This window comes from Amycolatopsis sp. DSM 110486 (assembly GCF_019468465.1).
Lineage (GTDB): Bacteria > Actinomycetota > Actinomycetes > Mycobacteriales > Pseudonocardiaceae > Amycolatopsis.
Genome location: NZ_CP080519.1, coordinates 4,267,576 through 4,292,088, shown reverse-complemented (window position 1 = coordinate 4,292,088; position 24,513 = coordinate 4,267,576). Strand labels below are relative to the sequence as shown.

General features: G+C 70.6%; 27 protein-coding genes. 12 read left to right on the top strand and 15 right to left on the bottom strand.

Annotation, left to right across the window (positions count from 1 at the left end):
- Positions 1 to 4: 4 nt before the first annotated feature.
- Positions 5 to 931 (bottom strand): ABC transporter substrate-binding protein, encoded by a 927-nt coding sequence (locus tag K1T34_RS20890; RefSeq protein ID WP_220245909.1) that lies wholly within the window; start codon positions 929 to 931, stop codon positions 5 to 7.
- A gap of 136 nt (positions 932 to 1,067) precedes the next feature.
- On the opposite strand from K1T34_RS20890, the gene K1T34_RS20885 reads away from it, so the two are divergent.
- Positions 1,068 to 1,766 (top strand): ABC transporter permease, encoded by a 699-nt coding sequence (locus tag K1T34_RS20885; protein ID WP_220245908.1) that lies wholly within the window; start codon positions 1,068 to 1,070, stop codon positions 1,764 to 1,766.
- Entirely contained in the window at positions 1,763 to 2,473 is a 711-nt protein-coding gene (locus K1T34_RS20880; protein ID WP_220245907.1) for an ABC transporter permease, read from the top strand. The genes K1T34_RS20885 and K1T34_RS20880 overlap by 4 nt, the downstream gene beginning before the upstream one ends.
- On the opposite strand, the gene K1T34_RS20875 is transcribed toward K1T34_RS20880, so the two are convergent.
- The 6 genes from K1T34_RS20875 to K1T34_RS20850 all read right to left on the bottom strand — a co-directional run bounded on the left by K1T34_RS20875 (position 2,470) and on the right by K1T34_RS20850 (position 7,514).
- A complete protein-coding gene (locus K1T34_RS20875; protein WP_220247319.1) occupies positions 2,470 to 3,924 on the bottom strand; it encodes an aromatic amino acid lyase in 1,455 nt (484 codons plus the stop codon). The two genes, K1T34_RS20880 and K1T34_RS20875, sit on opposite strands and share 4 nt — an antisense overlap.
- A complete protein-coding gene (locus K1T34_RS20870) occupies positions 3,924 to 4,940 on the bottom strand; it encodes an ornithine cyclodeaminase family protein (protein WP_255638618.1) in 1,017 nt (338 codons plus the stop codon). Before K1T34_RS20870 ends, K1T34_RS20875 begins: the two co-directional genes overlap by 1 nt.
- Positions 4,937 to 5,482: a YbaK/EbsC family protein gene (locus K1T34_RS20865; protein WP_220245906.1), complete on the bottom strand. Its 546-nt coding sequence runs from the start codon at positions 5,480 to 5,482 to the stop codon at positions 4,937 to 4,939. The genes K1T34_RS20870 and K1T34_RS20865 overlap by 4 nt, the downstream gene beginning before the upstream one ends.
- Before the next feature lie 19 nt (positions 5,483 to 5,501).
- A complete protein-coding gene (locus tag K1T34_RS20860) occupies positions 5,502 to 5,801 on the bottom strand; it encodes a DUF2516 family protein (RefSeq protein ID WP_220245905.1) in 300 nt (99 codons plus the stop codon).
- Between the two features lie 610 nt (positions 5,802 to 6,411).
- Positions 6,412 to 7,077 carry a hypothetical protein gene (locus K1T34_RS20855; protein WP_220245904.1) on the bottom strand — a complete coding sequence of 222 codons (666 nt, stop codon included), beginning with the start codon at positions 7,075 to 7,077 and terminating at the stop codon, positions 6,412 to 6,414.
- The gene (locus tag K1T34_RS20850) at positions 7,074 to 7,514 is read right to left on the bottom strand and encodes a helix-turn-helix domain-containing protein (protein ID WP_220245903.1); all 441 of its coding nucleotides are present in this window, start codon (positions 7,512 to 7,514) and stop codon (positions 7,074 to 7,076) included. The genes K1T34_RS20855 and K1T34_RS20850 overlap by 4 nt, the downstream gene beginning before the upstream one ends.
- Positions 7,515 to 7,624: 110 nt before the next feature.
- On the opposite strand from K1T34_RS20850, the gene K1T34_RS20845 reads away from it, so the two are divergent.
- Complete coding sequence (locus K1T34_RS20845) at positions 7,625 to 8,800, top strand: methyltransferase domain-containing protein (RefSeq protein ID WP_220245902.1); 1,176 nt, start codon at positions 7,625 to 7,627, stop codon at positions 8,798 to 8,800.
- Positions 8,801 to 8,912: 112 nt separating this feature from the next.
- Here K1T34_RS20845 and K1T34_RS20840 read toward each other — a convergent pair whose 3' ends face one another.
- Genes K1T34_RS20840 through K1T34_RS20830 form a run of 3 tightly spaced genes read right to left on the bottom strand, consistent with a single transcriptional unit; the run spans position 8,913 to position 10,359 of the window.
- Positions 8,913 to 9,617 carry an AAA family ATPase gene (locus K1T34_RS20840; protein ID WP_255638617.1) on the bottom strand — a complete coding sequence of 235 codons (705 nt, stop codon included), beginning with the start codon at positions 9,615 to 9,617 and terminating at the stop codon, positions 8,913 to 8,915.
- Positions 9,571 to 9,957, bottom strand: a complete 387-nt coding sequence (locus tag K1T34_RS20835; RefSeq protein ID WP_220245901.1) for a zf-TFIIB domain-containing protein — start codon at positions 9,955 to 9,957, stop codon at positions 9,571 to 9,573. Before K1T34_RS20835 ends, K1T34_RS20840 begins: the two co-directional genes overlap by 47 nt.
- Before the next feature lie 33 nt (positions 9,958 to 9,990).
- On the bottom strand, positions 9,991 to 10,359 hold the full coding sequence (locus K1T34_RS20830) for a VOC family protein (protein ID WP_220245900.1): 369 nt from the start codon (positions 10,357 to 10,359) through the stop codon (positions 9,991 to 9,993).
- Positions 10,360 to 10,445: 86 nt separating this feature from the next.
- Between K1T34_RS20830 and K1T34_RS20825 the strand changes: the two genes are divergently transcribed.
- Positions 10,446 to 10,913: a CGNR zinc finger domain-containing protein gene (locus K1T34_RS20825; RefSeq protein WP_220245899.1), complete on the top strand. Its 468-nt coding sequence runs from the start codon at positions 10,446 to 10,448 to the stop codon at positions 10,911 to 10,913.
- A 239-nt stretch (positions 10,914 to 11,152) separates the two neighbouring features.
- Here K1T34_RS20825 and K1T34_RS20820 read toward each other — a convergent pair whose 3' ends face one another.
- Positions 11,153 to 12,451: a DUF445 domain-containing protein gene (locus tag K1T34_RS20820; protein WP_220245898.1), complete on the bottom strand. Its 1,299-nt coding sequence runs from the start codon at positions 12,449 to 12,451 to the stop codon at positions 11,153 to 11,155.
- 29 nt (positions 12,452 to 12,480) lie between these two features.
- Here K1T34_RS20820 and K1T34_RS20815 point away from each other — a divergent pair, with 29 nt between their 5' ends.
- Positions 12,481 to 13,647, top strand: coding sequence for a pyridoxal phosphate-dependent aminotransferase (locus tag K1T34_RS20815; RefSeq protein ID WP_220245897.1), 1,167 nt, complete (start codon positions 12,481 to 12,483; stop codon positions 13,645 to 13,647).
- Between the two features lie 489 nt (positions 13,648 to 14,136).
- Positions 14,137 to 15,549 carry a hypothetical protein gene (locus tag K1T34_RS20810; RefSeq protein WP_220245896.1) on the top strand — a complete coding sequence of 471 codons (1,413 nt, stop codon included), beginning with the start codon at positions 14,137 to 14,139 and terminating at the stop codon, positions 15,547 to 15,549.
- A gap of 522 nt (positions 15,550 to 16,071) precedes the next feature.
- Here K1T34_RS20810 and K1T34_RS20805 read toward each other — a convergent pair.
- A complete protein-coding gene (locus K1T34_RS20805; RefSeq protein WP_370643753.1) occupies positions 16,072 to 17,481 on the bottom strand; it encodes a PLP-dependent aminotransferase family protein in 1,410 nt (469 codons plus the stop codon).
- Positions 17,482 to 17,587: 106 nt separating this feature from the next.
- On the opposite strand from K1T34_RS20805, the gene K1T34_RS20800 reads away from it, so the two are divergent.
- Positions 17,588 to 18,229, top strand: coding sequence for a YitT family protein (locus K1T34_RS20800; protein WP_220245894.1), 642 nt, complete (start codon positions 17,588 to 17,590; stop codon positions 18,227 to 18,229).
- Here K1T34_RS20800 and K1T34_RS20795 read toward each other — a convergent pair.
- Complete coding sequence (locus tag K1T34_RS20795) at positions 18,226 to 18,768, bottom strand: Clp protease N-terminal domain-containing protein (protein WP_220245893.1); 543 nt, start codon at positions 18,766 to 18,768, stop codon at positions 18,226 to 18,228. The two genes, K1T34_RS20800 and K1T34_RS20795, sit on opposite strands and share 4 nt — an antisense overlap.
- Entirely contained in the window at positions 18,768 to 18,977 is a 210-nt protein-coding gene (locus K1T34_RS20790) for a sigma factor-like helix-turn-helix DNA-binding protein (RefSeq protein ID WP_004559389.1), read from the bottom strand. The genes K1T34_RS20795 and K1T34_RS20790 overlap by 1 nt, the downstream gene beginning before the upstream one ends.
- A 72-nt stretch (positions 18,978 to 19,049) precedes the next feature.
- Between K1T34_RS20790 and K1T34_RS20785 the strand changes: the two genes are divergently transcribed.
- Together K1T34_RS20785 and K1T34_RS20780 are read left to right on the top strand one after the other, a co-directional pair.
- Positions 19,050 to 19,823, top strand: coding sequence for a protein phosphatase 2C domain-containing protein (locus tag K1T34_RS20785; RefSeq protein WP_220245892.1), 774 nt, complete (start codon positions 19,050 to 19,052; stop codon positions 19,821 to 19,823).
- 60 nt (positions 19,824 to 19,883) lie between these two features.
- A complete protein-coding gene (locus K1T34_RS20780) occupies positions 19,884 to 20,561 on the top strand; it encodes a DUF998 domain-containing protein (protein WP_220245891.1) in 678 nt (225 codons plus the stop codon).
- Position 20,562: 1 nt separating this feature from the next.
- On the opposite strand, the gene K1T34_RS20775 is transcribed toward K1T34_RS20780, so the two are convergent.
- Positions 20,563 to 21,591 carry a D-cysteine desulfhydrase family protein gene (locus tag K1T34_RS20775; protein WP_220245890.1) on the bottom strand — a complete coding sequence of 343 codons (1,029 nt, stop codon included), beginning with the start codon at positions 21,589 to 21,591 and terminating at the stop codon, positions 20,563 to 20,565.
- Positions 21,592 to 21,738: 147 nt separating this feature from the next.
- Here K1T34_RS20775 and K1T34_RS20770 point away from each other — a divergent pair, with 147 nt between their 5' ends.
- Genes K1T34_RS20770 through K1T34_RS20760 form a run of 3 tightly spaced genes read left to right on the top strand, consistent with a single transcriptional unit; the run spans position 21,739 to position 24,513 of the window.
- Positions 21,739 to 23,127, top strand: a complete 1,389-nt coding sequence (locus K1T34_RS20770) for an amidase (protein WP_220245889.1) — start codon at positions 21,739 to 21,741, stop codon at positions 23,125 to 23,127.
- On the top strand, positions 23,124 to 23,666 hold the full coding sequence (locus K1T34_RS20765; RefSeq protein WP_370643831.1) for a TetR/AcrR family transcriptional regulator: 543 nt from the start codon (positions 23,124 to 23,126) through the stop codon (positions 23,664 to 23,666). The genes K1T34_RS20770 and K1T34_RS20765 overlap by 4 nt, the downstream gene beginning before the upstream one ends.
- Position 23,667: 1 nt before the next feature.
- Complete coding sequence (locus K1T34_RS20760; RefSeq protein ID WP_220245887.1) at positions 23,668 to 24,513, top strand: oxygenase MpaB family protein; 846 nt, start codon at positions 23,668 to 23,670, stop codon at positions 24,511 to 24,513.

Sequence of the window (24,513 nt, the reverse complement as noted above, 5' to 3'; positions counted from 1 at the left end):
GAGATCAGGCGAGGCCCTGCTGCGTCAGCCAGTCCTTCGCCACGTCGGCAGCCGGGTCACCGTCGGAGTCCACACGCTTGTTCAGCTCGCGCATGCCGTCGGTGGTCAGCTTCGCCGAAACGGCGTTGACCGCGGCCGCGAAGTCGGCGCCACGCTCGTCGAGCACCTTCTTGTTCACCGCCGGCACCACGTTCTCCGTCGGCACGATCTGCAGGTCGTCCTTGAGCGCCACGTACTGCGGGTCGCCGACCAGCGGGCTCACCGAGTCGACCGGGATCACGGTCGCCGCGCCGGAGTCGAGCTGCTGCACGCGCGGCCCGGCTTCCTGCACGGTCTGGAACGAGGTGTTCGTCAGCTTGTAGACGTCGGTGAAGCCCTTGTAGCAAGGCAGCCGCGACTCGCACTCCGGCGGCCCGGCCATGACGACCTTGGGCAGCTTCTTGAGGTCGCTGATGCTCGTGATGCCGTTGGCCTTCGCGACGTCGGCCTTCATGATGTAGGTGTTCTTGTCCTCGGCCGCGGCGTAGTTCAGCAGCGCGATGCCGTCCGGCGCGAACAGGTCCGTGAGCTGCTGGTGCTCTCCGTCGGCCGTCTTCACGGCGTCCTTGCCGAAGCCCGTGGTGATCGCCGCGCCCTGGTACTCGGGCAGGAACTGCAGCTCACCCGACTTGAGCGACGGGTAGATCAGCTCCCGCGAACCCAGGTTCAGCTTGCGCGTGACGGGGTAGCCCTTGGCCTCGAGCGCGCCCGCGTAGATCTCCGCCAGGATCTGACTGTCGGTGAAGTTGAACGACGCGACGACAATCGGCGCCCCGCCCTTGCTCTGCGCGGCGGGCTGGCCACTGTCGGAGCCCCCACCCCCGCACGCGGTCAGGCCGAGCGCGGCCACCGCCACCCACGCGGCCGCTCGGATTTTCCGGGTCCAGCGCACGTCCCCACACTCCTCGTGTCACGAACAGAGGATTGGACCCTAACCGTGAGCCACGACAGAAACCACATACCGGGAATCACCGGCATCGAATCTCAACAACCGAAATCGCAGCGCTCGAACGGGGTAACCTTCCGTGGTGCATGCGTCTTCGGTCACCCCGCTGCTCACCGAGAGCAGCCGGCCGATCTTCGAGTGGCGGTGGGTCGAGCGCAACGCCGACGCCATCGGCCAACGCCTCGGTGAACACATCGCCCTCACGGCCACGGCCCTGGGCATCGGCTTGGTGGTGTCGCTGGCGCTGGCCACGCTCTGCCTGCGGTACCGCTGGTTCTACCCGTTGGTGCTGGGCACGGCGGGTGCCCTGTACGTGATCCCGAGCCTGGGGGCCTTCGCGCTGCTGGTGCCGTTCTTCGGGCTCACGTTCACCACGGCGGTGATCCCGCTGGCCACTTACACGCTGCTGATCCTGATCCGCAACATCGTCACGGGCGTGCAGCAGGTGCCCGCCGAGGTGCGCGAGGCGGCGATCGGCATGGGCTTCACACGCGGGCGGCTGCTGTGGCAGGTGGAGCTGCCGCTGGCGCTGCCCGTGGTGATCGCGGGCCTGCGCGTGGCCGCCGTGACCACGATCGGCCTGGTCGCGGTCACGTCGCTGCTCGGCATGGGCGGGCTCGGGTACTTCATCCGCGCCGGCATCCAGACGACCACGCCGAACCCGAGCCCGATCATCGTCGGCGTGGTGCTGTCGGTGGTGCTCGCGGTGGTCGTCGACCTGTTGTTGTGGCTGAGCGAGCGCGCGCTGGCGCCGTGGGTGCGGAAGGTGCGGGCGCGATGAACGTCTTCACGCAGCTGGGCGAGTGGCTCTCGGCGCCGAACCGCTGGAGCTGGACCGACCCCGCGGGGGTGCCGTACCGGACGGTGGAACACCTGTGGTTCTCCGTGCTGTCGCTGGTGGTCGCGGCCGTGCTCACGATCCCGCTCGCGCTGTGGCTCGCGCACTACCGTCGCGGCGCGTTCCTCGCGAGCAGCGCCGTGAACATCGGGCGCGCGATCCCGAGCTTCGGCCTGATCATCCTGTTCTGGTTCCTGGCCAGCCGCTGGGGCGCCGACACGGACTTCTGGCCGCTGCTGCTCGCGCTCGTCGGCCTGGCGCTGCCACCGCTGTTCACCAACACCTACGCCGGCGTGGTGCAGCTGGAACAGGAGACCATCGACGCGGCGCGCGGCACCGGCTACCGCGAGTGGCAGATCATGCTTCGCTTGGAACTGCCGCTGGCCTCCCCGGTGATCGTCGCCGGCGCCCGCGTGGCGTTCCTGCAGCTGGTGGCCACCGTCGCGATCGGCGCAATCGTCAACGACGGCGGCGGCCTCGGCCGCTACATCGTCGACGGCTTCGCCGAAGGCGCCCAGGGCTACGGCGAAATCTTCGGCGGCGGTCTGGCCGTGATCATCCTGGCGCTGCTGTGCGAAGGGATCTTCGCGTTACTGACTCGTTGGGCGACGCCGAAGGGTGTCGCGCTGCAGACGGCTCGGCGCGACTAGCTGAGGTCCCTGAGGTCGTTGAAGTACGCCTCGCGGCAGGCCGCCACGAGCCGTTCGACGTCCGGGCCCAGGGGCCGGTCGACCAGGACCGGCGGCACCCGTTCGGTGATCCACTCGTAGATCGCGCGGAGTCCGGGGCTGCCGGGGCCGTCGCCGAGGTGGCGGGCCTGCGCGCCGGCGATCAGCTCACACGCGGTGATGGCGAAGACGTGGTCCACGGCCACTTCCAGCTCGTGGCCCGCGGCCCAGGCGAAGGCCTGCACGTCCTCCTGGCCGGCCGACGTGTCCAGCGAGCCCGGGGTCGCCGGCGCGGCGAGGCGGCGCAGCGAGTGCAGCTCGCCGACCGCACGCTTGTGCAGCGGCGTCAGGCCCGCCTGCGGGCCGGGGTCCACGGCCAGCTGCGGGGGCAGGCCGCTGAACTGCGGGTCGAGGAGCCGGTGGGTGCGCTGCACGGAGATCTCGCCGGCGTGCACGAGCGCGGCTTTCATCGCGTCCATGCGCAGCCCCAGCTCCGCCGCGTGGTAGCCGGTCGTGGGCACGAGCTTTCCATCCACAAAGGACGGTGAGTCGTCCGGCGTCTGCCAGGTTTCCCCGAGCGTTTCGACGAGGTCGGCGCACACCTGGTCCACGAAGCCGATCACCCGCGGGCCGACCCGCACCGAAACCGGTGCCTGGACCACCGGGCGCGTGGAGGAGCCGCTCGTGAGGGACAGCACTTCGGACAGCACGGCTTGGGCGTGCCGGTTCGCCACCGGGTAGCGGTACACCTCGCGCGGCGCGCCGAGCACGTCCACGGCGATGGCGGCGCACAGCGTCTGCAGGTCGACCAGTTGGCGCACGCGGCCGGAGAGCGTCCACGCGTAGGCCTGGGCCAGCGGGGAGCCCTGGATGAGGCTCGCGCCTTCCTTGGGGCCGAGCTTGAGCGGCTTTGCGTTCCTGTCGGCGAGGGCGGCCGCGGCGGGTGTTTCGACGCCGTCCTCCAGCACGGTGCCGAGGCCGGTGAACGTCTGGAACGCGTGCGCCAGTGGGATGATCTCGCCGGCGCTGCCGAGGCCGTCCCGGGGGACGGCGGGGAGGAAGCCGTCGTTGAGGCGGTCGGCGAGGAACGTGACGAGCTCCGGGCTCACGGCCGCTTCGGGCCGCAGGAACCCGCGCAGGCGCATGAGCAGGAGCGCGCGCGTGAGCTCCGAGGACAGCCACGGCGGGCCGCCGACCGCGCGGCCGACCAGCAGGTTGTGCTGGTGCTCGGACTGCTGGGTGACGGTGAGCTTGACGCCGGCGAGGCGGCCCATGCCGGTGTTGACGCCGTAGACCGGGCCGTCGGCGGCGTCGAGCACGGCCAGCATCGCGGCGCGGTTCTCTTTGACGCGCCTGAGCAGGTCCGGGTGCAGTTCGAGGGGTTCCCCCGGCTCGCTGCCGGCCGCGAGGACGTCGGCGGGTTCGCGGACGATCACCGGTACGGCAGCATCGTGCCGACGTCCGCCGCTTCCGCGCGTTGCAGGATCATGTGCGCGACGGCGACGTCCGTTGTGGACAGTCCGCGGTGCCAGAAGAGGATGCGCTCGTCGTCGCTTTCGCGGCCGGGGCGGTTGCCCGCGACGACGTCGCCGATCTCGGCGTGGACACCGGTTTCGGTGAGCAGCCCGGCGTTGAGGTGCGGCCGCAGGGCGCCGAAGCGGGGGTTGCCCGACTGCGACTCTCGCCAGTTGTCGACCACGACCTTGTCCACGGCGTCGAGCAGCGTGAGCTCCAGCGCGCTGATGGTGCCGTAGGGCACGAGGAACGCGCCGGGCCGCAGGAACTCCTTGCGCACCAACGCTTCCGGCTCCGTCAGGCGGGAGGCTTCGACGAGCACGTCGGCGCCGTCGAGGGTTTCGGCGGCGGTTTCGCAGACGCGGACCTGCTTGCCGAGGTGCTCGGTGAGCCGGTGCGCGAAGTCCTCGCGGGACTCGGGGCGTTTGCTCGTCACGCGGATCTCGTCGAAGTCGAAGAGCGAGTCGAGCAGCACCACGTTCCACCACGCCGTGCCGCGCGCGCCGACGTGGCCCAGCACCTTCGAACCCGGCCGCGCCAGGTGTTTCGCGCCGACGGCCGTCATCGCGCCCGTGCGGGCCTCGGTGATCATGGTGCCGTCGACGATCGCGCGCGGCATGCCCGTCTCGGGGTCGAGCAGGAGGATCAGGGCCATCTCGCTGGGCAGGCCGCGTTCGAAGTTGCCGACGAAGTCGCCCACCACCTTCACGCCACTGACCTGCTTGGCCGAGAGGTGGCCGCGCAGGATGTTGAAGTGGCCCTTGCCGCCGTTGTCGGGCACGAGGTGCGTGCGCGGCTCGAACACGACCTCGCCGCGGCCGTGGTCGGCCAGCACGTCCTCGACGGCGCCCACGATGTCGGCGTCGGTGATGCCGAGGCTGTCGATGTCGTCGCCGGTCAGGTAGCGGAGCCAGACCGAGTGCGGCACAGTCACCGGGCGAGGTCCTCGATGACCTCGGCGTTGGGGAGCGTCTGCAGGGCGGCGCCGGAGATGAGGAGCTTGCTGCCGCGGATGCCGCTGCCGATCACGAGCTCCGGCGCGGCGGCCACGCGGGCGTCGATGAGGATCGGCCACTCGGCGGGCAGGCCGACGGGCGTGATGCCGCCGTACTCCATGCCGGTGAGGGACACGGCTTCGTCCATGGGCGCGAAAGACGCCTTGCGCACGTCGAGGCGGCGCTTGATCACGCCGTTCACGTCGGCGCGCGTGGTGGCGAGCACAAGGGCGGCCGCGAAGCGCACTTCGCCGGCCCGCTTGCCGGCGACGACGACGCAGTTGGCCGACGCTTCGAGCGGCGAGCCGTAGGTCTCGCAGAAGGCCGCGGTGTCGGCGAGCTCGGGGTCGATCTCCGCGACGCCGACCGCGTCGGGCTCCGCGAGGGCGGCGAGCGCCTTCGCGACGGGTTCGGCGAGCAGGTCGGTGCGGGTGGGCGCGGGGACGACCGTGAGGCTCCCGGCGATGGTCCAGGTGGTCACATTGAGAGAATCTACGCGGCTACCAGTTGCGCTTGCCCCGCTGCACCTCGATGAGCCTCGGACGGACGTCCACCAGGTACACGAGCGCGGCGGCCATCGCGGGCACCCAGAAGATGAACCCGACACCGCTGACGTCGTTGCCGAACAGAACCATCGCGAGCGTGGCGCCGCCGGTGATCAGCAACCAGATCGGCTTGGTCTTGCGGTCGGCCGCCTGGTACGCGTCGGACCGCTGCAGCAGCGCGTGAACGAAGGCGAAAAGCCCGACCAAGGCGCTGCCCCAGTGGATGACCTGAAGTATCCAAGCGGCAACCAGCACGGACGCCAGCTTACGGCAAACCACCCAACGCGCCGGTGGCCCGGCACTTCACAAGCGCCGCGGTGTGGGGTGGGTGTGACCTAGTTCTCTGTCCTGGTGGGGGTCTTGCGTTCGGCCCTGTGGTTCGGGTGTGCCGATGCGGCGGTGTGGCGGGCGGGGAACGGGCTCTTCGGGCCGGCTTTTGAACCGGGGCGGGCAGTCGCGCGGGAAACGCGGTCTCACCGTTGCCGGCCTTACAGCGGGACGCACACCTGCCCGCCGAAAAGGCGGGGTTGCGCCGCACAGCACGGGGGAATCCGCATCTGCTTCTCGACCATCGCGAGCGGTTGCGCGGGTCGTACCGCGGCTGGAAAGCGGCCTCTCCCCGTTTGTCCGCCATCACGAGCGGCTGCCAGCGAACGGGCAGGGTTGTGGCGCGTGTCCCAAAAGGCGGCCGTCCCTCCTTGCCGGCCATCGGGAGCGGGCCTCCTTGTGACCGATCTCGCCAGCCGGCGCGTGGATGCGGCTCCCACGTTGCCGCTCTTGCCACCCCAACCAAGAGAAGCCCGCTCCCCGGCGGCCGACCTGTCGGTGCGGCGCGCCGGGGAGCGGGCTGGTGTCGTTCTCGGGCTTACTTCTCGGTCTTCGGCGCGGCGGCCGGCTTCTTCGCGACCGTCGTGGTGGTGCGGCGGGCGGGCGAAGCGGTCTTCGGCGCCGTGCGGTTGGCGGTCTTGCGCGCGACCGAGCGGGTCTCGTGGGCGAGGTCGTCGCCGAGGTCCTCGACGGCTTCGGCGGTCTCGTCGGCGACCTCGGTCACCTTGCGGGCGGTCTTCTCGCCGACGGAGCGGGTGCGCTTGGTGACCTTGGCGAGCACGCCGTCGACGCGCTCGCGGGTCTCGCCGGCCAGGCCGTCCACGCGCTCCTGCGCGGTGGTCAGGGCGTCCTCGAGCTGGTCGAGGGCCTTCTTCACCTGCGGCTGCGCGGAGATCTTGTCCCAGGTCTGCTCGCCGGACTCGGCCAGCTTGTTGTAGAGCTTGAGCGCGGCCTCGGTGTACTCGTCGATGACCTTGCGCAGCTCGGCCGGGTCGAGCTTGCCGCGCAGGCTCTCGACGTCGGTGGGCAGCTCTTCGAGGTTCTTGCGGGCGTTCTCGCCGCTCTTGCGGGCCTTCGCGACGGCGTCGGTCACGGCCTGGCTCGCGAGGTTGCCGGCGCCGAGCGCGGCGAGCAGCGGGGTGCGGACCTGGTCGATGGCGGTGCTGACGGCCTTGCGGACGTCCTCGGTCTTGGGCGTGGTCATGCCGACTCCTCTGTGGTGTCGTGGGTGGTCTTGGTGGTCGTCGGTGGCTCAGCGGGCGTGCCGGCGGCGTTCTCCCGCCGGAAGGACTCGTAGACGTCGAGCAGAACCTGCTTCTGCCGCTCGGTCAGCACGGTGTCGGCGCGAATCGCGTCGCCGACCGGGCCTCCCGTGGGCAAGTCGAGAATTCCTGCTTGCACGTAAAGCGCTTCGGCCGAAATCCGCAGACCTTTGGCGATCTGCTGCAGGATCTCCGCGCTGGGTTTGCGGACCCCGCGCTCGATCTGGCTCAGGTACGGATTGGACACGCCGGCGAGCTTCGACAACTGCCGCAACGAAATCTTCGCCGAACTCCGCTGCTGGCGGATGTACTCGCCGATGTCGGAGGCGATGTCCGCGACCTTCTCGATCGGGTTTTGGGTCCCGCCGGGTTCTGTCATCCGGTCACCTCCTCGCGACACTTCCGACCGTACGCGGACGTGCTAGCTATTGCAAGCACCCTGCTTGCACTTTCAGGTGTGGTTCCGCTCACCCGGCTACGGTGGTCCCCATGGCGACTCAGCGGTTGCGCCGCAGGCTGGTCAAGCACCTGGTCGACGAGGACGTGCTGCACGACCCGAAGTGGGTCGAGGCCTTTCGCGGCGTGCCGCGCCACGTGTTCCTGCCGCAGTTCTTCACGCGCGTCGACGAGGGCTGGGCGGCTGTCGACCGCGACGATCCGGGGTGGCTGGAGCGGGTCTACTCCCCCGACGTGCTGGTGACGCAGCTCGACGACGATTCGTCCCTGTGGGACAAGGCTCGACGCGAGGGGCCGATCGACGGAGTACCGACAAGTTCTTCGAGCATGCCCGCGATCATGGCGATCATGCTCGAGGAGCTGCGCGTGGAGGACCGGCAGCGGGTGCTGGAGATCGGGACCGGGACGGGGTACAACGCGGCGCTGCTGAGCCATCGTTGCGGGTCGGGTTCAGTGTCCACTGTGGACGTCGACGCGGGGCTGGTTTCGGCTGCGCGTGGGCATCTGCAGGAGGCGGGGTATGCGCCGTCGTGCGAGGTTGGCGACGGGGCGCTCGGGTTTCCGGCCGGGGTCCTGTTCGACCGGGTGTTGTGTACAGCCTCGGTTTCTTCGGTGCCGCCGGCCTGGCTTGAGCAGACGGTGCCGGGCGGCCTCGTGGTGACGACGTTGAACCGGCCGTTGGGCGCGGGGCTGGTCCGGCTGGTCGCCGGCTCAGGCGCGACGGGCCACGGGCGGGTCCTGGCCCGCGACGGTCGCTTCATGCCCCTGCGCGCCCACCGCCTTCCGGCTCCGGCGGCTCTACCTTCGCCCGCTTCTGCGGATTGGCGGCCGACGCAGCTGCCGATTGATTTGCTGCTGAAGCCTCACTTGAAGTTCGAGTTCTTCGCCTCCTTGGAACTCCCGGGCGTCCACCCGGTCCGCGAACTCCCCGACGGCTCGACCGACGCGATTTCCTCGGGGGACCCCCATGCAGGCCCCTTCGCCCTCACCCACCCCGACGGCTCGTGGGCCCGCTTCCGCAACCACGGCGACACGCTCGAAACCGCCCAAGGCGGCCCCCGCGGCTTGTGGGACCTCGCCGAGCGCGCCCTCGTCCTGTGGAACTCCCTGGGCCGCCCGGAGCGCGACCGCTTCGGCCTGACTGTGGATGGCTCACGGCAGGAGTTCTGGCTGGATGAGCCGGATGGGCTTCAGTGGGAGTTGAGTTAGGCCGGACCCGACGGATGCTCGCTGTACTTGTGGACAAGTCAGTAGGTCCGACCCAACCGGCGGGGGCTGTGGACGGTTGCTGGGTTCGACCCAGCCCATCCCCACTTGCCGGTCAGCCAGTCAGGTTCGACCTAACCCACTTCTCCGCCTGGGTGACCACGTCATCGAGCGGGGTGGCGGTGGTATCGAGGTGCGGGACCTGAGTGCGGATCCACTGGTTGAACTCGAGCATCTCGTCGATGCGCGGCTCGTCCCATTCACGCCACGCGGGGCGGGCTCGCAAGCGTTTGCGGAGAGCCTCGTCATCGGCGACGAGGGCGAGGTAGTGCACGTCGGAGAAGAAGGCGCGTTCCGGCAGGGGCTCGATTTCCTGCGGGGCGACGGTGCCGCACAGGACGACCGGCCGGCCGTTCTGGTGCAGCATCGCCGCCATGCGGAGCCAGGCCGCGCGGAAGCCCGGGATGTCGTCGCGGAGGGCGCCCGTCCACAGGACGTCCTGTTCCAGCACCACCGCATCCCCGGCCAGCCGCGCGGCCAGCGCCGGGCCGACAGTGGACTTGCCCGCGCCGCTCGGGCCGGTGAGCGCGAACAGCGGCAGCCGCCGGAACGGCCACCGATGTCCACAGAGGACACACCCCAGCACCGCGCCCTCGACCCGCGGGCGGTCGGCACGATCGCCGCACGCGGGACAAATCCGCAGGTCGAGGGCGGGCGCTGGATCAAGAGCGGACACCGAGCCCGCGCCGGGAACCGGATCGACGGAACGCAACTCAGTCGAACAGGTTCTCGAGGAAGCCGCGTTTGCGGTGCCCTCCATGGGGCCGAGGTGAGTCCGCGTAGCCGCGATGCCCGCCGTAGGGCCGCGGCGAGTCCGAGTAACCCCCACCGCCCCCATAAGGCCTAGGCGAATCCGAATACCCACCACCGCGATAGGGCTTCGGCGAGTCCCCGTGCCCACCCCGGTACGGGCGCGGCGAGTCCGCCCGCCCGTAGCGCGGCGGTGGCTGCGCCCCGCCGTAGTACGAGCTCTCGGCTCCGGCGATCTGCTCCAGCTCACCGTGGTCCAAGAAGATCCCCCGGCACGCCTCGCACTGTTCGATGTGGATGCCGTTCTTGTCGACGGTCCGCATCCGGTTCTGACACTTCGGACAAATCACGCATCCGAGACTACGCAGATTCCGCCCGGCGCGTCAGCAGGCGCACAGGCAGAACGGATGACCCACCGGATCGGCGTAGACGCGGAAGGTCGAGGGCGAGTCGTCGAGCAGCTTGGCGCCCAGGGAGAGCACGCGGGTGTGCGCGGCCTCCAGGTCGTCGACGTCCAGGTCGAGGTGGGCCTGCTGGGGCAACGAAGCCGAGGGCCACTCGGGCGCGCGGTAGTCCGCCACCTGCTGGAACTCCAAGCGCGCACCGCCGGTCGGGTTGACGAGCCGGGCCCAGGAGCCGTCCGCGTGCACCGCGGGCTCGGGCCAGTCGAGCACCGCGCGGTAGAAGCCGGCGAGCGCGGCGGGGTCCGGGCAGTCGAAGACGGTCGAGCCGAACGTCGGAACAGCACCCATGATCGTGACTCCCTCCAGTAACCAGTATACGGAGTATGGGAGTTACCAGCCGACGAAGCAACCACCCTCGCTCGTACACTGGTTGCGTGCACACCGACGCGACCCTGGTGGTGGACTTCCTCAACACCGTCGACATCGAGCGCGGCGAGGACCTGCTGGACGACCCCGGGCTGTGGCAACGCTGGTCAGCCGAACGCGGCGTCTCCCCGAGCAACGCGGACGAAGCCCGCGCCATCCGCGACGGGCTGCGCGCCGCCGTCGGAGATCCGCGACTCCCCGTGGAACAGCTCGAAGTCCCGCTGACCTTCTCGCTGAACAACCAAGGCCCGCAGCTCCTCGGGACAACCGCAGTGTCCGCGGTGCTGGTCGCGGCCACGCGGCTCTCCATCCGCGGAGACTGGGTCCGACTCAAGATCTGCCCGGCCGACGACTGCCTCGAAGCCTTCTACGACGAGTCCCGCAACCGCTCGCGCACGTGGTGCTCCATGCGCGTCTGCGGCAACCGCGAGAAGGCCCGGACCTGGCGCGCCCGCGCGACGGGTGTGCACAACTGAGAGCCTGTGGACAACTAATGCACAGCCACCAGATATGCACGTGCAGGCGCACCGGATCCCCACAACTTGTGGATGGGCGTTAGGCCAGATCCGTGAAAAGTTGTGGATAACCCGGGGGATAACTCAGCTTCCTGTGGACAACTGGTTTGAAGGTCCCCTGGGTGTGGTATACGCACCAGCTGCGCATGAGCGGCCACGCTCCGGCACCCAGAACCGGCGAAAACTACGAAAAGCCCAAATCAGAACAGCAGCTGCGCCACCGTGTAGATCACCAGACCGGCCAACGCGCCCACCACCGTGCCGTTGATGCGGATGAACTGGAGGTCGCGACCCACCTGCAGCTCGATCTTCCGCGACGTCTCCTCGGCGTCCCAGCGCTCGACGGTATCGGTGATGATCGTGGTGATCTCCTTGGAGTAGTTCTTCACCAGATACGCCGCAGCGCCCTCGACCCAGCTGTCGACCTTCGACGCCAGCGAGTCGTCCGTGATCAGCCGCTCGCCGAGCGACTGCAGGCCCGCGCGCACGCGCCGGCGCAGCTCGCTCGACGGGTCCTCGGCCGCGTTGAGCAGCATCTCCTTCGCCGTGGCCCACGCGTTGCCGATCAGCTTCTGCACCTCGTCGTGGTGCACGATCTGGCCCTTGATCTGCTCGGCGCGCTCCATGGTCTTCGGGTCGTTCTGCAGGTCCTGCGCGAACTCGCCGAGGAACTTGTCCAGCGCCAGGCGCATCGGGTGGTTCACGTCCGTCTTCACGGCCCACGCGAACGACAGCACCTCGCCGTAGACCTTGTCCGCCAGCATCTCGTCGACGAACTTCGGCGACCAACTCGGCGCGCGGTCGGAGACGACCCGCAGCATCGCCTGGTGGTTGTCGCGCACCCACTCGTAGGCCCGGTCGCACATCAGGTCCACGAGCTTGTGGTGCGCGCCGTCCTCGAACACACCCGCGAGGATCTTGCCCAGCGGCGGACCCCACGGCCGGTCGACGATGCGCTTGACCACAGCCTGTTCCATGATCGCCTGCACGTCCTCGTCGCGCAGGACCGTGACGGCGCCGCGCACGACCGTGGCCAGCTCCGACGTCACACGCTCGGCGTTGTCCGGCTGCGAAAGCCACCCGCCGAGGCGGCGCGAGATCTCGACGCGCTTGAGCTTGTCGCGGATCACGTCCTCGGAGAGGAAGTTCGAGCCGACGAAGTCGCCCAGGCTGTCGCCGAGCTGGTCTTTCTTGTTCGGGATGATCGCCGTGTGCGGGATCCGCAGGCCCAGCGGGTGGCGGAACAGCGCGGTGACGGCGAACCAGTCGGCGAGCGCACCGACCATGCCGGCCTCGGCGGCCGCCTTCACATAGCCGACCCACGCGGGCCAGCCGGCCGACTCCGCCCAGCTCGTGAGCAGGAAGACGACCGTGGCGCCGAGGAGGAAGGACAGCGCGACCTGCTTCATCCTCCGCAAGCCGCGCCGTTTTTCCGCGTCACCGGCGGCGCCACCGGGCGGGTCTGCGGGCGTGACCTTGGCTGGGGTGAGTTGCTCCACGACGCCATTGTCCGTGAGGATGCGTTTTCGTGCGTGAACCAGCTCTCGTCCCCCGCCTCCGCCCCTTCACCGCGACGATCTTCGCCGAGATGACGGCGCTCGCCGTGAAGCACGGCGCCGTGAACCTCGGCCAGGGTTTTCCCGACACCGACGGGCCCGCCGGCATGCTCGAAGCGGCGAAGAACTCCCTGTTCGGCGGCGACAACCAGTACCCGCCGGGCCCGGGCCGCCCCGAGCTGCGCGCCGCCATCGCGCGACATCGGCTGCGCTACGGCACCGAGTACGACCCGGACACGGAAGTCCTGGTCACGACGGGTGCGACCGAGGCCATCACGGCCGCGCTCATCGCGTTGACCGAGGCCGGCGACGAGGTGATCGTGGTCGAGCCGTACTACGACTCCTACGCCGCGGCCGTCGCGATGGCCGGCGCCCAGCGGCGCGTGATCGGCCTGGTCGAGACGGCCGACGGACGCCTCGAGCTCGACCTCGACGCCCTGCGCGACGCCATCACGCCGCGCACCCGCGCGGTGCTGCTGAACTCGCCGCACAACCCGACCGGCACCGTGTTCTCTCGCGCGCAGCTGGAGGCCGTGGCGGCGCTGTGCGTGGAGCACGACCTCATCGCGGTGACCGACGAGGTCTACGAGCACCTCGTGTTCGACGACGCGTCCCACATCCCGCTCGCCACCCTGCCCGGCATGCGCGAGCGGACGGTGTCGATCTCCAGCGCCGGCAAGACGTTCAACTGCACCGGCTGGAAGATCGGCTGGGTCTGCTCGACGCCCGAGCTCGTGGCCGCGGTGAAGGCGGCGAAGCAGTTCATCACGTTCGTCTCGGGCGGGCCGCTGCAGCCGGCGGTGGCGTACGCGCTGGACCACGAGCTGCCGTGGGTCGAAGAGCTGCGGACGAGCCTGCAGGACAAGCGCGACCGGCTGTCGGCGGGACTCGCGGACGCGGGTTTCGCCGTTCGCCCCAGCAGCGGCACGTACTTCTTGACGGCCGACGTCCGCCCGCTCGGTTTCACCGACGCCGCCGAGCTGGCGTGGGCGCTGCCCGAACGCGTCGGCGTCGCGGCCGTGCCCGTGAAGGTGTTCACAGATCACCCGGACGAGTGGAAACACCTGCTGCGTTTCGCGTTCTGCAAGCGGAACGAAGTCATCGACGAGGCCGTCGGGCGGCTGCGCCAACTCGTCTGACCACTGCGGTTACCGAATAACGAGTTGCAAGGCGGTTACGCTCCAGATTCATCGACGGTGCGTTAGTGATGCGATACCGAGAGTATGGTTTTGGGGTGAAACATCAGGTCAACGGCCATGCGGGGGTCCGCCCGGATGGCCGCAGAGGGTCCCATCGGGCGCACGCTGAGTGATCAACTTCGGCTGATCGGACACCGGAGCCGGTAAGTCCGTTCCGCCTTACGGGGTGGATCGAACGCAGGGAAGATGAAACACTCGCGACCGGTGCTAGAAAGAGTGCAGCCCCAGGGGAACTGCGACCTGGCCGGAGAAGAACCCCAGTTGGATCAGTCTCGTGCGGTAGCCGCATGAGCTTCAGGCGCGGACGGTGGTGGTGGCGTGAGCGACACAGCTGCCGCACGCACCGACACACCACTCCTGAACAGCGCTGATCCCGGACCGGCTCCTGCCGTGGTGGCTTCTGTACTTCCGCCCGCCAGCGCTCCCGCGATGGGGTCGGGTTCGAGCGACCTCGCTTCGGTGCGCAGGCCGCGGCCGTGGGCGGCCCCGTTGGCGAGGCCGGCCGCGCGGATCGCGCTGGCAGGCGGGTTGACGTTGGCCGGGTGGCTGCTCGGCGCGTTGGTCGCCGGGGCCGGCGCGGAGGCAGCGGAACAGCCGCACGGCCTGGGCGCGCCGGGGAACACCGTGGCGACCGCGCCGGGGCATACCTGGCACGGCGAGGCTCGGGAGCACCGTCGAGAACCGCGCGGACATCCTTGGCACGGCGTTTCGACTGGGTCCACTGCGGACTCGCGTGCCACGGGAACTTCCGGTGGCAGCAAGGGTTCGGCGACCGGAACTTCCAGCGACAGCACCGACTCGGCCGCCGCCACGCCGAACACTTCCGGCACGAGCGCTTCCGACGAGAGCACTCCTGACACGAGCGCCTCGGACACGACCACTTCCGGCGCGCCGAGCACGTCCGGCACGAGCGAGTCGGACCAGGCCGAGACGCCCGCCAGTTCCGGCGGCAGCACCGACTCCGCTGCCACGACCGGCGCGAGCCAGGGCGGCGCCAACGCCGGCTCCGCTCAGGTCGTACCCGGCGAGTCAGGCGGAGCGAAGCAACACGAGACCGGCGACTGCGACGGGACCCACCACAGCGCGACCGACCAGACCACCACCGACACCACGGCGACCGACCCCGCCACGGCTCCCAGCACCACCGACACCACCAGCACCGACACCGAGGCGCTGCTGCGTGCCACGCCGTCGCAGGGCGGGTTGCTCGGCGGCGTGCTCGGGCTGGTCGACAACACGGTGCACTCGATCACCGGCGTGGCCGGAACCGTGGGCGACGTCGGGGACACCGTGTTGCCGACGGTCACGACGGTGCCGGGTGCGGATGACGCGCCGCCGTTGATCCCGATCGGGGATGTGCTCGGGCCGGTGTTCTCGGGCGGGACGGTGAGTGGCGGGGTCACGGCGACCGTGCCCGAGCTGACGGTCCAGCCCGGTGAAGTGGTGAGTGCCGTGGTTCCGGTGGTCGTGCCTCAGCCGGCGCCGATGACCGTGCCCAAGGCGGCCGCACTGGTGCACTACCCGAGTGTCGTGCACCTGATTCCCGTGCAGCAGCGCAGCACCGGCGCGCAGCACGCGAACAACGAGAACTCCCACGTCGGCGTCACAGGTGGCGGCGGTAGTGGGGGCGGCGGTGGCCTGCCCGCGGCGCCCAGCGCGCCCGTCGCGCCGACCACCACCGTCAACCCGGGCCACGACGGCTCGGGCGGCGCGCGGCAGCCGTTCGCCGTCGTCGGGGACAGCGTGACCACCACGCAGCTCAAGCTGATCGGCGTCAGCCGCGACCACGAGGTCGACGGCGCGGGCAGGGACGCAGCCCTGCCCACCACCTCCCCGGACTGACCGGCACCCGGTCCACCGGGGAGAGCCACGTCCAAACCAAGATCAACTTCTTGGAGCGCGCGCCCGTTCGCTGCGCCTGGCTCACCCTTTCGCACCAATCATTCGACAAGGGGCGATCCATGCGTACGCCCAGCCTTCCCGACCGGCCGACCGCGCCCGGCCGGATCGGGTCCTGGTCCCGGCGCCGCGCTGCCCCCGCGGCGCCGGGACCCACAACGGGCGTGCTCCGGAGGTTCCCGCTCACCGCGCCGAGCGGGAACCTGCGCCAACCGAAGCCCGCCTGAGCCGTCGGCGCTTCCCGGCACGTCGAGGGGCTGTGCCGGGAAGCCGCCGCGGCGCCCGCTCTGAACGGAGCGGGTGACGAACAGCCGGTGCGCCGGATGCGACCACCACCATCCCTGGAGTGGTTGGAACATCCGGTGCACCGGCTGTTTATCGTTTACGGCCCTGTTCCGGGGGAAACGGCGCCGCAGCAACAAAATCCGGCTGCGCGGGCCCGGTCGAGACGCCCGGATCCGAACCTCAGGTCACCGGCACGTTCGCCGCGGGCACGTCCGCGTAGCCGCGCACCGACTCGACGGCCAGGCTCAGCCGCCGCACGGCCTCGAGCAGCTGGTCGGGCGGCAGGCCGAACGGCAGGCGCAGCCAGCGTTCGAGGCCGCCGTGCACGCCGAAGCGCGAGGCGGGCGCCAGCTGCACGCCGTGGTTCGCCGCCGAGACGGCGAGGCGCGTGCTCATCGGTTCCGGCAGGCGGCACCACAGCGACAGGCCGCCGGCCGGAACCTCGAACGTCCACTCAGGACAGTAGGCGTGCACGGCGTCGATCAGGGAATCGCGCTGCAGCCGGAAATCCACGCGACGCTGGGCCAACGCCGCGTACCCCTCCGGCTCCAACAGCGAAGCCAGCACCAGCTGTTCGAACACCGGCGCCCCCAGGTCCACGGCGAAGCGCGACGACAGCAACCGGTCGAGCAGTTCGGCCGACGCGCGGATCCAGCCCAGCCGCAGCCCGCCCCACTGCGACTTCGCGGCCGAACCGACCGTCAAGGCCAAGTCCCCCGCGAACGCGGCCAGCGGCGGCGGCGCGTCGAGCGGATCACCCTCGTAATCCAGCTCCACCAACGATTCGTCGACCACCACGGGCGTGCGCGAGCGCGCGAGGAGGCCGCCGAGGCGTTCGCGGCCGGCGGCGTCGAGGCGCAGGCCCGTGGGGTTCTGGAAGTCGACCACGAGGTAGCCGAACCGCGGCGACGCCTGGCGCAGCGCCGCCTCGATGCCGGTGAGGTCCCAGCCGCGCACGGGGTCGAGCGCCACCGGCACGGGCAACGCGTGGGCGGCGCGCACGGCGTCGATCGCGTTGGGGTACGTCGGCTGCTCCACCAGCACGCGGTCGCCGGGGCCGGCCAGCATGCGCAGGCACAGCACGAAAGCCGAGTACGCGCCGGCCGTCAGCATCACCTGGTCGGGAGACGTCGGCAGCCCACGCGCGGTGTAGCGCTCGGCGATCCGCTCGCGCAGCAGCGGCAGGCCGCCGGTGAGGTAGCCGTTGCCGCTCAGGTGCTCCACGAGGTCGCGCCGCGCGGCGTCGACGGCGTTGATCAGGCCGGGCAACGCGGGTGGCGCGGCGCGCGCGAGGTCGATCAGGCCATCGCGTTCGTGCTGGGCCGGCGCGGCCGAACGGTGGCCGGCACCGGAGATCCACGAACCGGCTCCACGACGGCTGGCGACGACACCCGTGGAACGCAGCCGGTCCAGCGCCGCGCCGATGAGCGTGCGGCTGACGCCGAGGGCGTCGGCGAGCTCACGTTCCGCGGGCAGCCGGGTGCCGATGGGGAGCTGGCCGTCGAGCACCTGCAGCTCGACGGCCGCGGCCAGATCCGCCGCGCCCTGGCGAGAGCCGCGACGACGCCACTCCCCGAGCAACACAGCCAATCGAGTGCCAGATACGCGGCTACCCAGCGGAAGATGCGAGGTCATAAGACCAATTATCCGACATTGGCCATGGATTACCAGTCCACTTGTGGCCGATAGTGGAGAAGTGGCAGTTGTCGACCTCAGTCCCCTCAGCGTCCGCCGGGCACCCGTCCGCCGTGGTGCCCAGCTCCTGGCCGGGCTCGCGCTCTACGGCGCCAGCATGGCCATGCTCACCCGCGCCCACCTCGGCCTCGACCCGTGGGACGTACTCCACGAAGGCATCACCAAGCTCACCGGCCTGAGCTTCGGCACGGTCACGGCCATCGCGTCGGTGTTCGTGCTGCTGCTGTGGATCCCGCTACGCCAGCGGCCCGGCATCGGCACCGTGGCCAACGTCGTGGTGATCTCCGTGACCGTCGACGCCGTACGCGCGGTGTTGCCCGACCAGCACGCGCTCGCCCTCCAAATCCTGCTGCTGGTCGGCGGCGTGGTGCTCAACGCCGTGGCCACCGCCGTCTACGTCGGGACCCGGCTCGGCCCCGGGCCGCGCGACGGGCTGATGACCGGCCTCACCGCGCGCACCGGCTGGTCGGTGCGGCTGGTGCGCACCGGGATCGAGGTGACCGTGCTCGCCGTCGGCTGGCTGCTCGGCGGCACCTTCGGCGTGGGGACCGTGCTCTACGCGCTCACGATCGGACCGCTCACGCAGGCCCTGTTGCCGCTGGTCACATGGCGGACCGGGCGCCGCGAAGAGCAGCAGCACTAGCCCGCCTCCCGTTGCGCGACCACGCGCCGCACCGACACGTAGTCGACGCCGTGCGCGGCCAGCAGATCGGGCACCGGGCCCTTCTGCTGCACCAACGCGAGCAGCAGGTGCTCCTGGCCCAGGTGCTTGTCCCCCAGCTTCACGGCTTCGCGCAGGCTGAGCTCCATCGTGCGCTTCGCGTCGGCGGCGAACGGGATGTGGCCGCGTTTGGCGCGTCTGCCACCACCGGCGAGCGCGCCCGGGCCGTGGGTCTCCTCGACGCGCTCGACGATCTGCTCCACGTCGATGCCGAACTCGGTGAGCGCGGCCACGTCGGCGTCGCTGATCCCGCCGCGCCGGCGGATACGGTCGAGCTCGGCGAGCACGTCCTCCCGCGAAACGCCGAGCTCCTCCAGCAGCCGCAGGCCGGCGCCGTTCTCGGTGCGCGCGAGCCCGGCCAGCACGTCGGTGAGCTCGATCTGCCGCGCGCCGGCTTCGCGCGCCACGATCTGGGCCTCGACCACGGCCAGCCGCGCGTCGAGCGTGAACCGTTCGAACATCAGTGCCTCCCGTACTTCTTGTGGACGGCCTGCCGGCTGACCCCCAGCTCGGCGGCGATCTCCTGCCAGGACCAGCCGTGCACGCGGGCGCTGCGCACCTGCACGGCTTCGAGTTGTTCAAGGAGCCGACGAAGCGCCGCGACCGCGCGAAGCCCCACTCGGGGATCACGGTCGCCCGCCCTCGCGGCCAGGTCTGTTGCTTCCGTCATAGTGTCAATCTAGGTTGACATCCTCGCTTCTGTCAACTCAAGTTGACAGCGCACTCGGGTTAGCATCGAGTGATGCCCGAGATCGCGATCGCGGAGCGCGCGGGAGTAGGCGCGGACGGCCTGCCTCGCGCGAGCGAAGACCACGTCGTGGTGCTGGACAACGCCGTGCTGCTGCTGGACGGCGCCACGTCACCGAGCCCGGACCTGCCGCCCGGCGGCTGGTACGCGGACCTGCTGGTGCGCCGGCTGGCGGACGAGCTGAGAGAAAGTCCCAAGGAGGACCTCGCCGTCGCGCTGGCGTCGTCCATCGCCGGCGTCGCGGCGGAGCACGGGCTGGAGCCCGGGCACTCGCCGTCGAGCACCGTGTCGATCCTGCGCTGGGACGCGGCCGAGGTCGAATCCCTTGTGCTCGCGGACAGTCCGGTTGTCGCGTTCGGACAGTTCGGGGTGGACGTCGTGGCCGACGACCGGCTGGTCTCCCTGCGCGACGGCGGCCTGCTCCAGACCGGCGCCGACGTCCGCCGCCGCCGCAACGCCGAGGGCGGCTTCTGGGTCGCCGAAGCCGATCCCGCGGCGGCGTCGAGGGCCGTGCGGCGCTCGTGGCCCCGCCCTGAGGTCGACGCCGTGCTGCTCGCCACCGACGGCGTGTCCACCGGGGTCGACGACTACGGCCTCTTCGGCTGGCCCGACGTCCTGCGGCTGGCTCGCGCGAGCGGCCCGAACGCGGTGCTGGATGTCGTGCGAACTGCGGAAACGCAGGATCCCGACGGTTCACGCTGGCCGCGCGCGAAGCGCCACGACGACCAGGCGCTGGTGCTCGCGGAGTTCACCAGCGCGGTCGAATAGGGGTCGAATTCAGGGTGATCCCGGATCACGGATCGCGCCAACCCCGCGACGCTGGTGGCCATGGGGATTTCACGGGGGTTGCGGATCTGGCGGACGGGCGCGCTGGTGGCGATCGGGTGGGGGCTGTTCACGATCACCCTGATGCACGTGATCAGCTCGCGCGACCCGATCCACGACACGTTGTCCAGCTACACCACCACCGACCCCGGCCTGCTGAGCGCGAGCGTGCTGGCGCTCGCCGTCGGTTCGCTGGCCGTGCTCGGTTGCCTGGCCGCCGGTGGCGTGCCGCTGCCGCGGACCACGCGGGTGCTGATTTCGTTGTGGGCCTTGGGTTTGGCAACGGCCGCGGTGTTTCCGGCGAGCTACCCGCCGCACCCGGACCTGGCGAGCGGCGAGATCCACCTGTACTCGTGTGTGGTGGCATTCGCGAGCCTGCCGGCCGCGGCGCTGACGTTGCTGGAACCGTTGCGCGGCACGGCCGAACGCGCGCTCGTGGCGCGGTGGCTGCGGTTCGGAGTGGCCGTTTTGGTGGTGTTCGGCGTGAGTTTCCTGTTCGCGCGCCTCGACGAGGCCGGGCTGCCGGTCCACACCGTCACCGAGCTGCTGCCGGCCGGGGCCACGCAACGGTTGATGCTCGTCGCCGACGTCGTGCTGCTGCTGGGCTTGATCCGCGTGGCGGTGCGGGTCGACGCCACCCGCGCGGCGGCCGAGCTGCAACCGGCCACCGCGCGGGACTGACTCACTCCTGCATCGCGGCGACGAATTCCGGCGCGTAGCCGTAAAGCCCGGGCAGGCCGCCGGTGTGCACGAACACCACGGTCTCCTCCGGGTCGAACCGGCCGTCGGCGGCCCATTCGACGAGCGCGGCGGCGGCCTTGCCGGAGTAGACCGGGTCCAGCACCACGCCTTCGGTGCGGCCGAACAGCCGCAGCGCGCCCCACGTCGACGGCGCCGGAATGCCGTAGCCCTCGCCCAGGGTGGAGTCGCTCATGCGCACGTGGTCGAGCGACGGGGTGTCGACGCCGAGCAGCTGCGCGGCCGACGTGACGAGGTGCGTGAGGTTGTCGGTGGCCTCGTCGAGCGGGTGGCTCACGCACGCGAAATCGGCGCCGAGGTTGCCGAGCAGCGCCGTGCCGAGCGAGAGGCCGGCGGACGTGCCGCCACTCGCGTGGGGCGCGACGATGCGCGCGCTGTCGATGCCGAGCGCCGAGAGCTGCTGCGCGAGCTCGTGGGACGCGGCGACGTAGCCGAGCGTGCCGAGCGCGTCGGACCCGCCGACGGGGACGGTGAAGACCTTGCGGCCCTCGTAGTCGGCCGACGCGAGCAGCTCTTCGTACGTGCGGTCAGCTTCTTCGGCCGTGGCGCAGATGTGCACGCGAGCGCCGAAGAGCAGGTCGAGCGGGATGTTGCCGGAGTGCTCGTAGGCCTCGCCCTCGCGCGGCACCTTCGCCGTGAGCACGAGCTCGCAGCGCAGCCCGAGCCGCGCACACGCGGCCGCGGTCTGGCGTCCGTGGTTGGTCTGCAGGGCGCCGAAGGTGATCACCGTGTCGGCGCCGGCCGCGAGCGCCGCGCCGAGGTGGAAGTCGAGTTTGCGCAGCTTGTTGCCCCCGACGCCGAGCGGGTGCACGTCGTCGCGCTTGAGCAGCAGCCGCGGCAGCCCGAGCGCCTCGCCCAGCCGCGGCGCTGCCAGCAGCGGCGTCGGTCCGCTGCCGAGCCCCGCCCGCGGGAACGCGTCGAAAACGGGAAACCGGTCGAAGTCGAACGTCATCGATCCTCCGTGGTGCTGGGGCGGGCTGGTGCCGGGATTCGGACACAATCGTCAGCCTCGGGCAGGGCGGCTGTCGAACCAGGGAGCCGGAATCACAGTCCGGTGGTAACGTTCGTTCGAACGAACGAGAACCCCGGGGGTGGCCCGATGACCGTCAGGGCTTCTGAGATCAGCGCAGTCGCGTTCACGACCGTCTCCGAGCAGGTGGCGGCGCTTGAAGCAGGCGAAACGACGTCCGTGGCGCTCACGGCCGCGGCCCTGGCAGAGGCGCACGCGAGCCAACCTGTACTGAACGCCTTCCGCCGGATCCGGGACGAGGAAGCCCTCGTTGAGGCCGAAGAAGCCGATCGACGCCGGGCGCGAGGTGACCGAACGCCGTTGCTGGGCGTGCCCGTCGCGATCAAGGACGACGTGGACCTCGCGGGCCTGCCGACGGCGTTCGGCTGCGCGGGCGACTTCCCCGCCGCGACGCAGGACGCGCCGGCCGTAGGGCTGCTCAAGCGGGCCGGCGCGGTGATCATCGGCAAGACGAACACGCCTGAGCTGGGGCAATGGCCGTTCACGGAAGGGCCGGCGTTCGGGGTCACGCGCAACCCGTGGCACCCCGACCACACGCCCGGCGGGTCCTCCGGCGGCTCGGCGGCCGCGGTGGCCGGCCGCGTGGTCGCGGCCGCGCTGGGCTCGGACGGCGCCGGGTCGGTGCGCATCCCGGCAGCGTGGACGGGGCTCGTCGGCATCAAGACGCAGCGCGGACGCGTGCCGCTGGGCGGGGAGCTGTTCCACGGCCTCACCGTGCTCGGGCCGCTCGCCCGGACCGTGGCCGACGCGGCGACCCTGCTCGACGTCACCACGGGCTCCGACAGCACCTTCCGCAGTGCGGCCCGCCGCGAACCCGGCCGGCTGCGCATCGGGCTGTCGACGAGGATTCCCTTCACCGCAACGAAAACCACCCTCGACCCGATGGTCGAAGCGGCCGTGCGCAACACCGCGGAGGCGCTCGCGAACATGGGCCACGAAATCGTCGAGATCGATCCGGACTACGGGCTCATCGGGCTCACCTTCCTGCCTCGCTCGCTCACCGGCGTGCGCGACTGGGCCGCTCGCGTCCCCGAGAAGGCCAAGCTCGACCCGCGCACCCGCGGCAACGCGCAGCAGGGCACCGTGCTCGCCGGCGCGTTGAAACTCGCCCGCGCGCTCGAACCCGCGCTGCAGCGCCGCATCGGCTCGGTGTTCGGACGCGTCGACGTGCTGCTCACCCCGACCACCGCGACGCCGCCGCCGAAGACCGGCGCGTTCGACGGCCTCACCGGCTGGCGCACCGACCAGACGATGATCGCCGCGTGCCCCTACGCTTGGCCGTGGAACGTGCTGGGCTGGCCGGGAATCAACGTCCCGGCCGGACAGACGGCGGACGGGCTCCCCCTCGGCGCCCAGCTGCTGGGCCCGTCGCACGCCGAGGAGCGGCTGATCTCCGTTGCCGCGCAACTGGAAGAGGTCCAACGGTGGCACCTGCGCCGGCCCGCAAGGGTGTGGTGAACACCCGCGACGCGATCCTGCGGGCGACGCTCGAGGTCGTCGGCGAACAAGGCGTCGGCGGGCTCACCAACCGGCGCATCGTGGCCGCCGCGGGCGTCTCGCTCGGCACACTGACCTACCACTTCCCCAGCCAGACGGCGCTCCTGCGCGAGGCGATGCTGCTGTTCGCCGAGGAGGAGACGGCGAAGCTCGCCGCGATCGCCGACGCCCACCGAGCCGACGGCCTCAGCCTCGAGCAGGCCGCGGCCGTGGTGGAGCACGTGATCGAGCAGCTGCCGTTCGGCACCGACGACCTCGCGCCCCACGAGCTCTACCTCCAGGCCGCGCGCGATCCCGGGCTGCGCGAAGCGTCCGCGCGCTGCTTCGCCGCGTACGACGATCTGGCCACGACGATCCTGCGTGCGCTCGGCGTGGCTGATCCCGCGCGGGTGGCGGGTCCCGTCGTCGCGCTCATCGCCGGGTTGCAGCTGCGCCGGCTGTCGACGGGCACCGACGTGGCGGCCGCCGAGCCGCTGATGATGCTGCTGCGCGGGGCCTGACGTGGGGCCGCCGGTCGTGCCGGGCACCGCTGCGTGGCGGTACTTCGGCGACTTCCGCGACCTCCTGCTGGCGGGGCAGGTGCTGGTGCTGCAGGTGGCGCACCCCGTGGTCGCGGCTGGGGTGCGGGACCACTCGGACTATGTTTCGGATCCCTGGACGCGATTGATGCGCACGGGGGCTTCGCTGTCGATTTACGTGTACGGCGGTGCTTCGGGCGCGCGGTTCGAGGCTTCGCGGTTGCGGGAGCTGCATCGGACGTTCACCGGAGTGGCCGACGGGCGGCGGTACAGCGGTCTCGACCCCGGCGCGTATGCGTGGGTGCATGCGACGCTGGTGAAGGTTCCGGTTGATGTGCAACGGTTTTTCGGCCGTCCGTTGAGTCTTGCCGAGCTTGACGAGTACTACGCGCAGATGTGCGATATCGGCCGGGTGCTCGGCGTGCGGGAGCGGGATCTGCCGGCGGACTGGGCCGCGTTCGAGCGGTACTACGACGAGATGGTCGCGTCGTTCCGGCCGAACGAGACGATGACGACGTTGTTCGAGACCATCCACACCGTGCCGAAACCCGTGCGGTGGCTGCCGGATCGGTGGTGGCCTCGACTGCGGAGCGCGCAGGCCGCGGGGCAGCTTTTCTTGATCCGGGCGACGTTGCCGTCGGCTTTGCGGGAGCAGCTCGGTCTACAGTGGACTTCTCGTGACCAGCTGCGGTTCGCGCGATTCTGCCGTGTGGTGCGGATTGTCGGCTGGTTGGTGCCAGTGCCGTTGCGGACGGCGCACATGCGGTGGATCGGCAAGCTGAACGTGTGGCTGCGCGCCCATCCGTGGGCCTACCGGCTGATCTCCTGA

Bases quoted from the DNA above. Each gene is read 5' to 3' on its own strand.
- K1T34_RS20795 (WP_220245893.1), bottom strand. From the start codon at position 18,768: ATGTTCGAACGGTTCACGCTCGACGCGCGGCTGGCCGTGGTCGAGGCC.
- K1T34_RS20780 (WP_220245891.1), top strand. From the start codon at position 19,884: ATGGGGATTTCACGGGGGTTGCGGATCTGGCGGACGGGCGCGCTGGTG.
- K1T34_RS20855 (WP_220245904.1), bottom strand. From the start codon at position 7,077: ATGACCACGCCCAAGACCGAGGACGTCCGCAAGGCCGTCAGCACCGCC.
- K1T34_RS20790 (WP_004559389.1), bottom strand. From the start codon at position 18,977: ATGACGGAAGCAACAGACCTGGCCGCGAGGGCGGGCGACCGTGATCCC.
- K1T34_RS20770 (WP_220245889.1), top strand. From the start codon at position 21,739: ATGACCGTCAGGGCTTCTGAGATCAGCGCAGTCGCGTTCACGACCGTC.
- K1T34_RS20810 (WP_220245896.1), top strand. From the start codon at position 14,137: ATGGGGTCGGGTTCGAGCGACCTCGCTTCGGTGCGCAGGCCGCGGCCG.
- K1T34_RS20775 (WP_220245890.1), bottom strand. From the start codon at position 21,591: ATGACGTTCGACTTCGACCGGTTTCCCGTTTTCGACGCGTTCCCGCGG.
- K1T34_RS20785 (WP_220245892.1), top strand. From the start codon at position 19,050: ATGCCCGAGATCGCGATCGCGGAGCGCGCGGGAGTAGGCGCGGACGGC.
- K1T34_RS20845 (WP_220245902.1), top strand. From the start codon at position 7,625: ATGGCGACTCAGCGGTTGCGCCGCAGGCTGGTCAAGCACCTGGTCGAC.
- K1T34_RS20840 (WP_255638617.1), bottom strand. From the start codon at position 9,617: ATGGAGGGCACCGCAAACGCGGCTTCCTCGAGAACCTGTTCGACTGAG.
- K1T34_RS20830 (WP_220245900.1), bottom strand. From the start codon at position 10,359: ATGGGTGCTGTTCCGACGTTCGGCTCGACCGTCTTCGACTGCCCGGAC.
- K1T34_RS20880 (WP_220245907.1), top strand. From the start codon at position 1,763: ATGAACGTCTTCACGCAGCTGGGCGAGTGGCTCTCGGCGCCGAACCGC.
- K1T34_RS20850 (WP_220245903.1), bottom strand. From the start codon at position 7,514: ATGACAGAACCCGGCGGGACCCAAAACCCGATCGAGAAGGTCGCGGAC.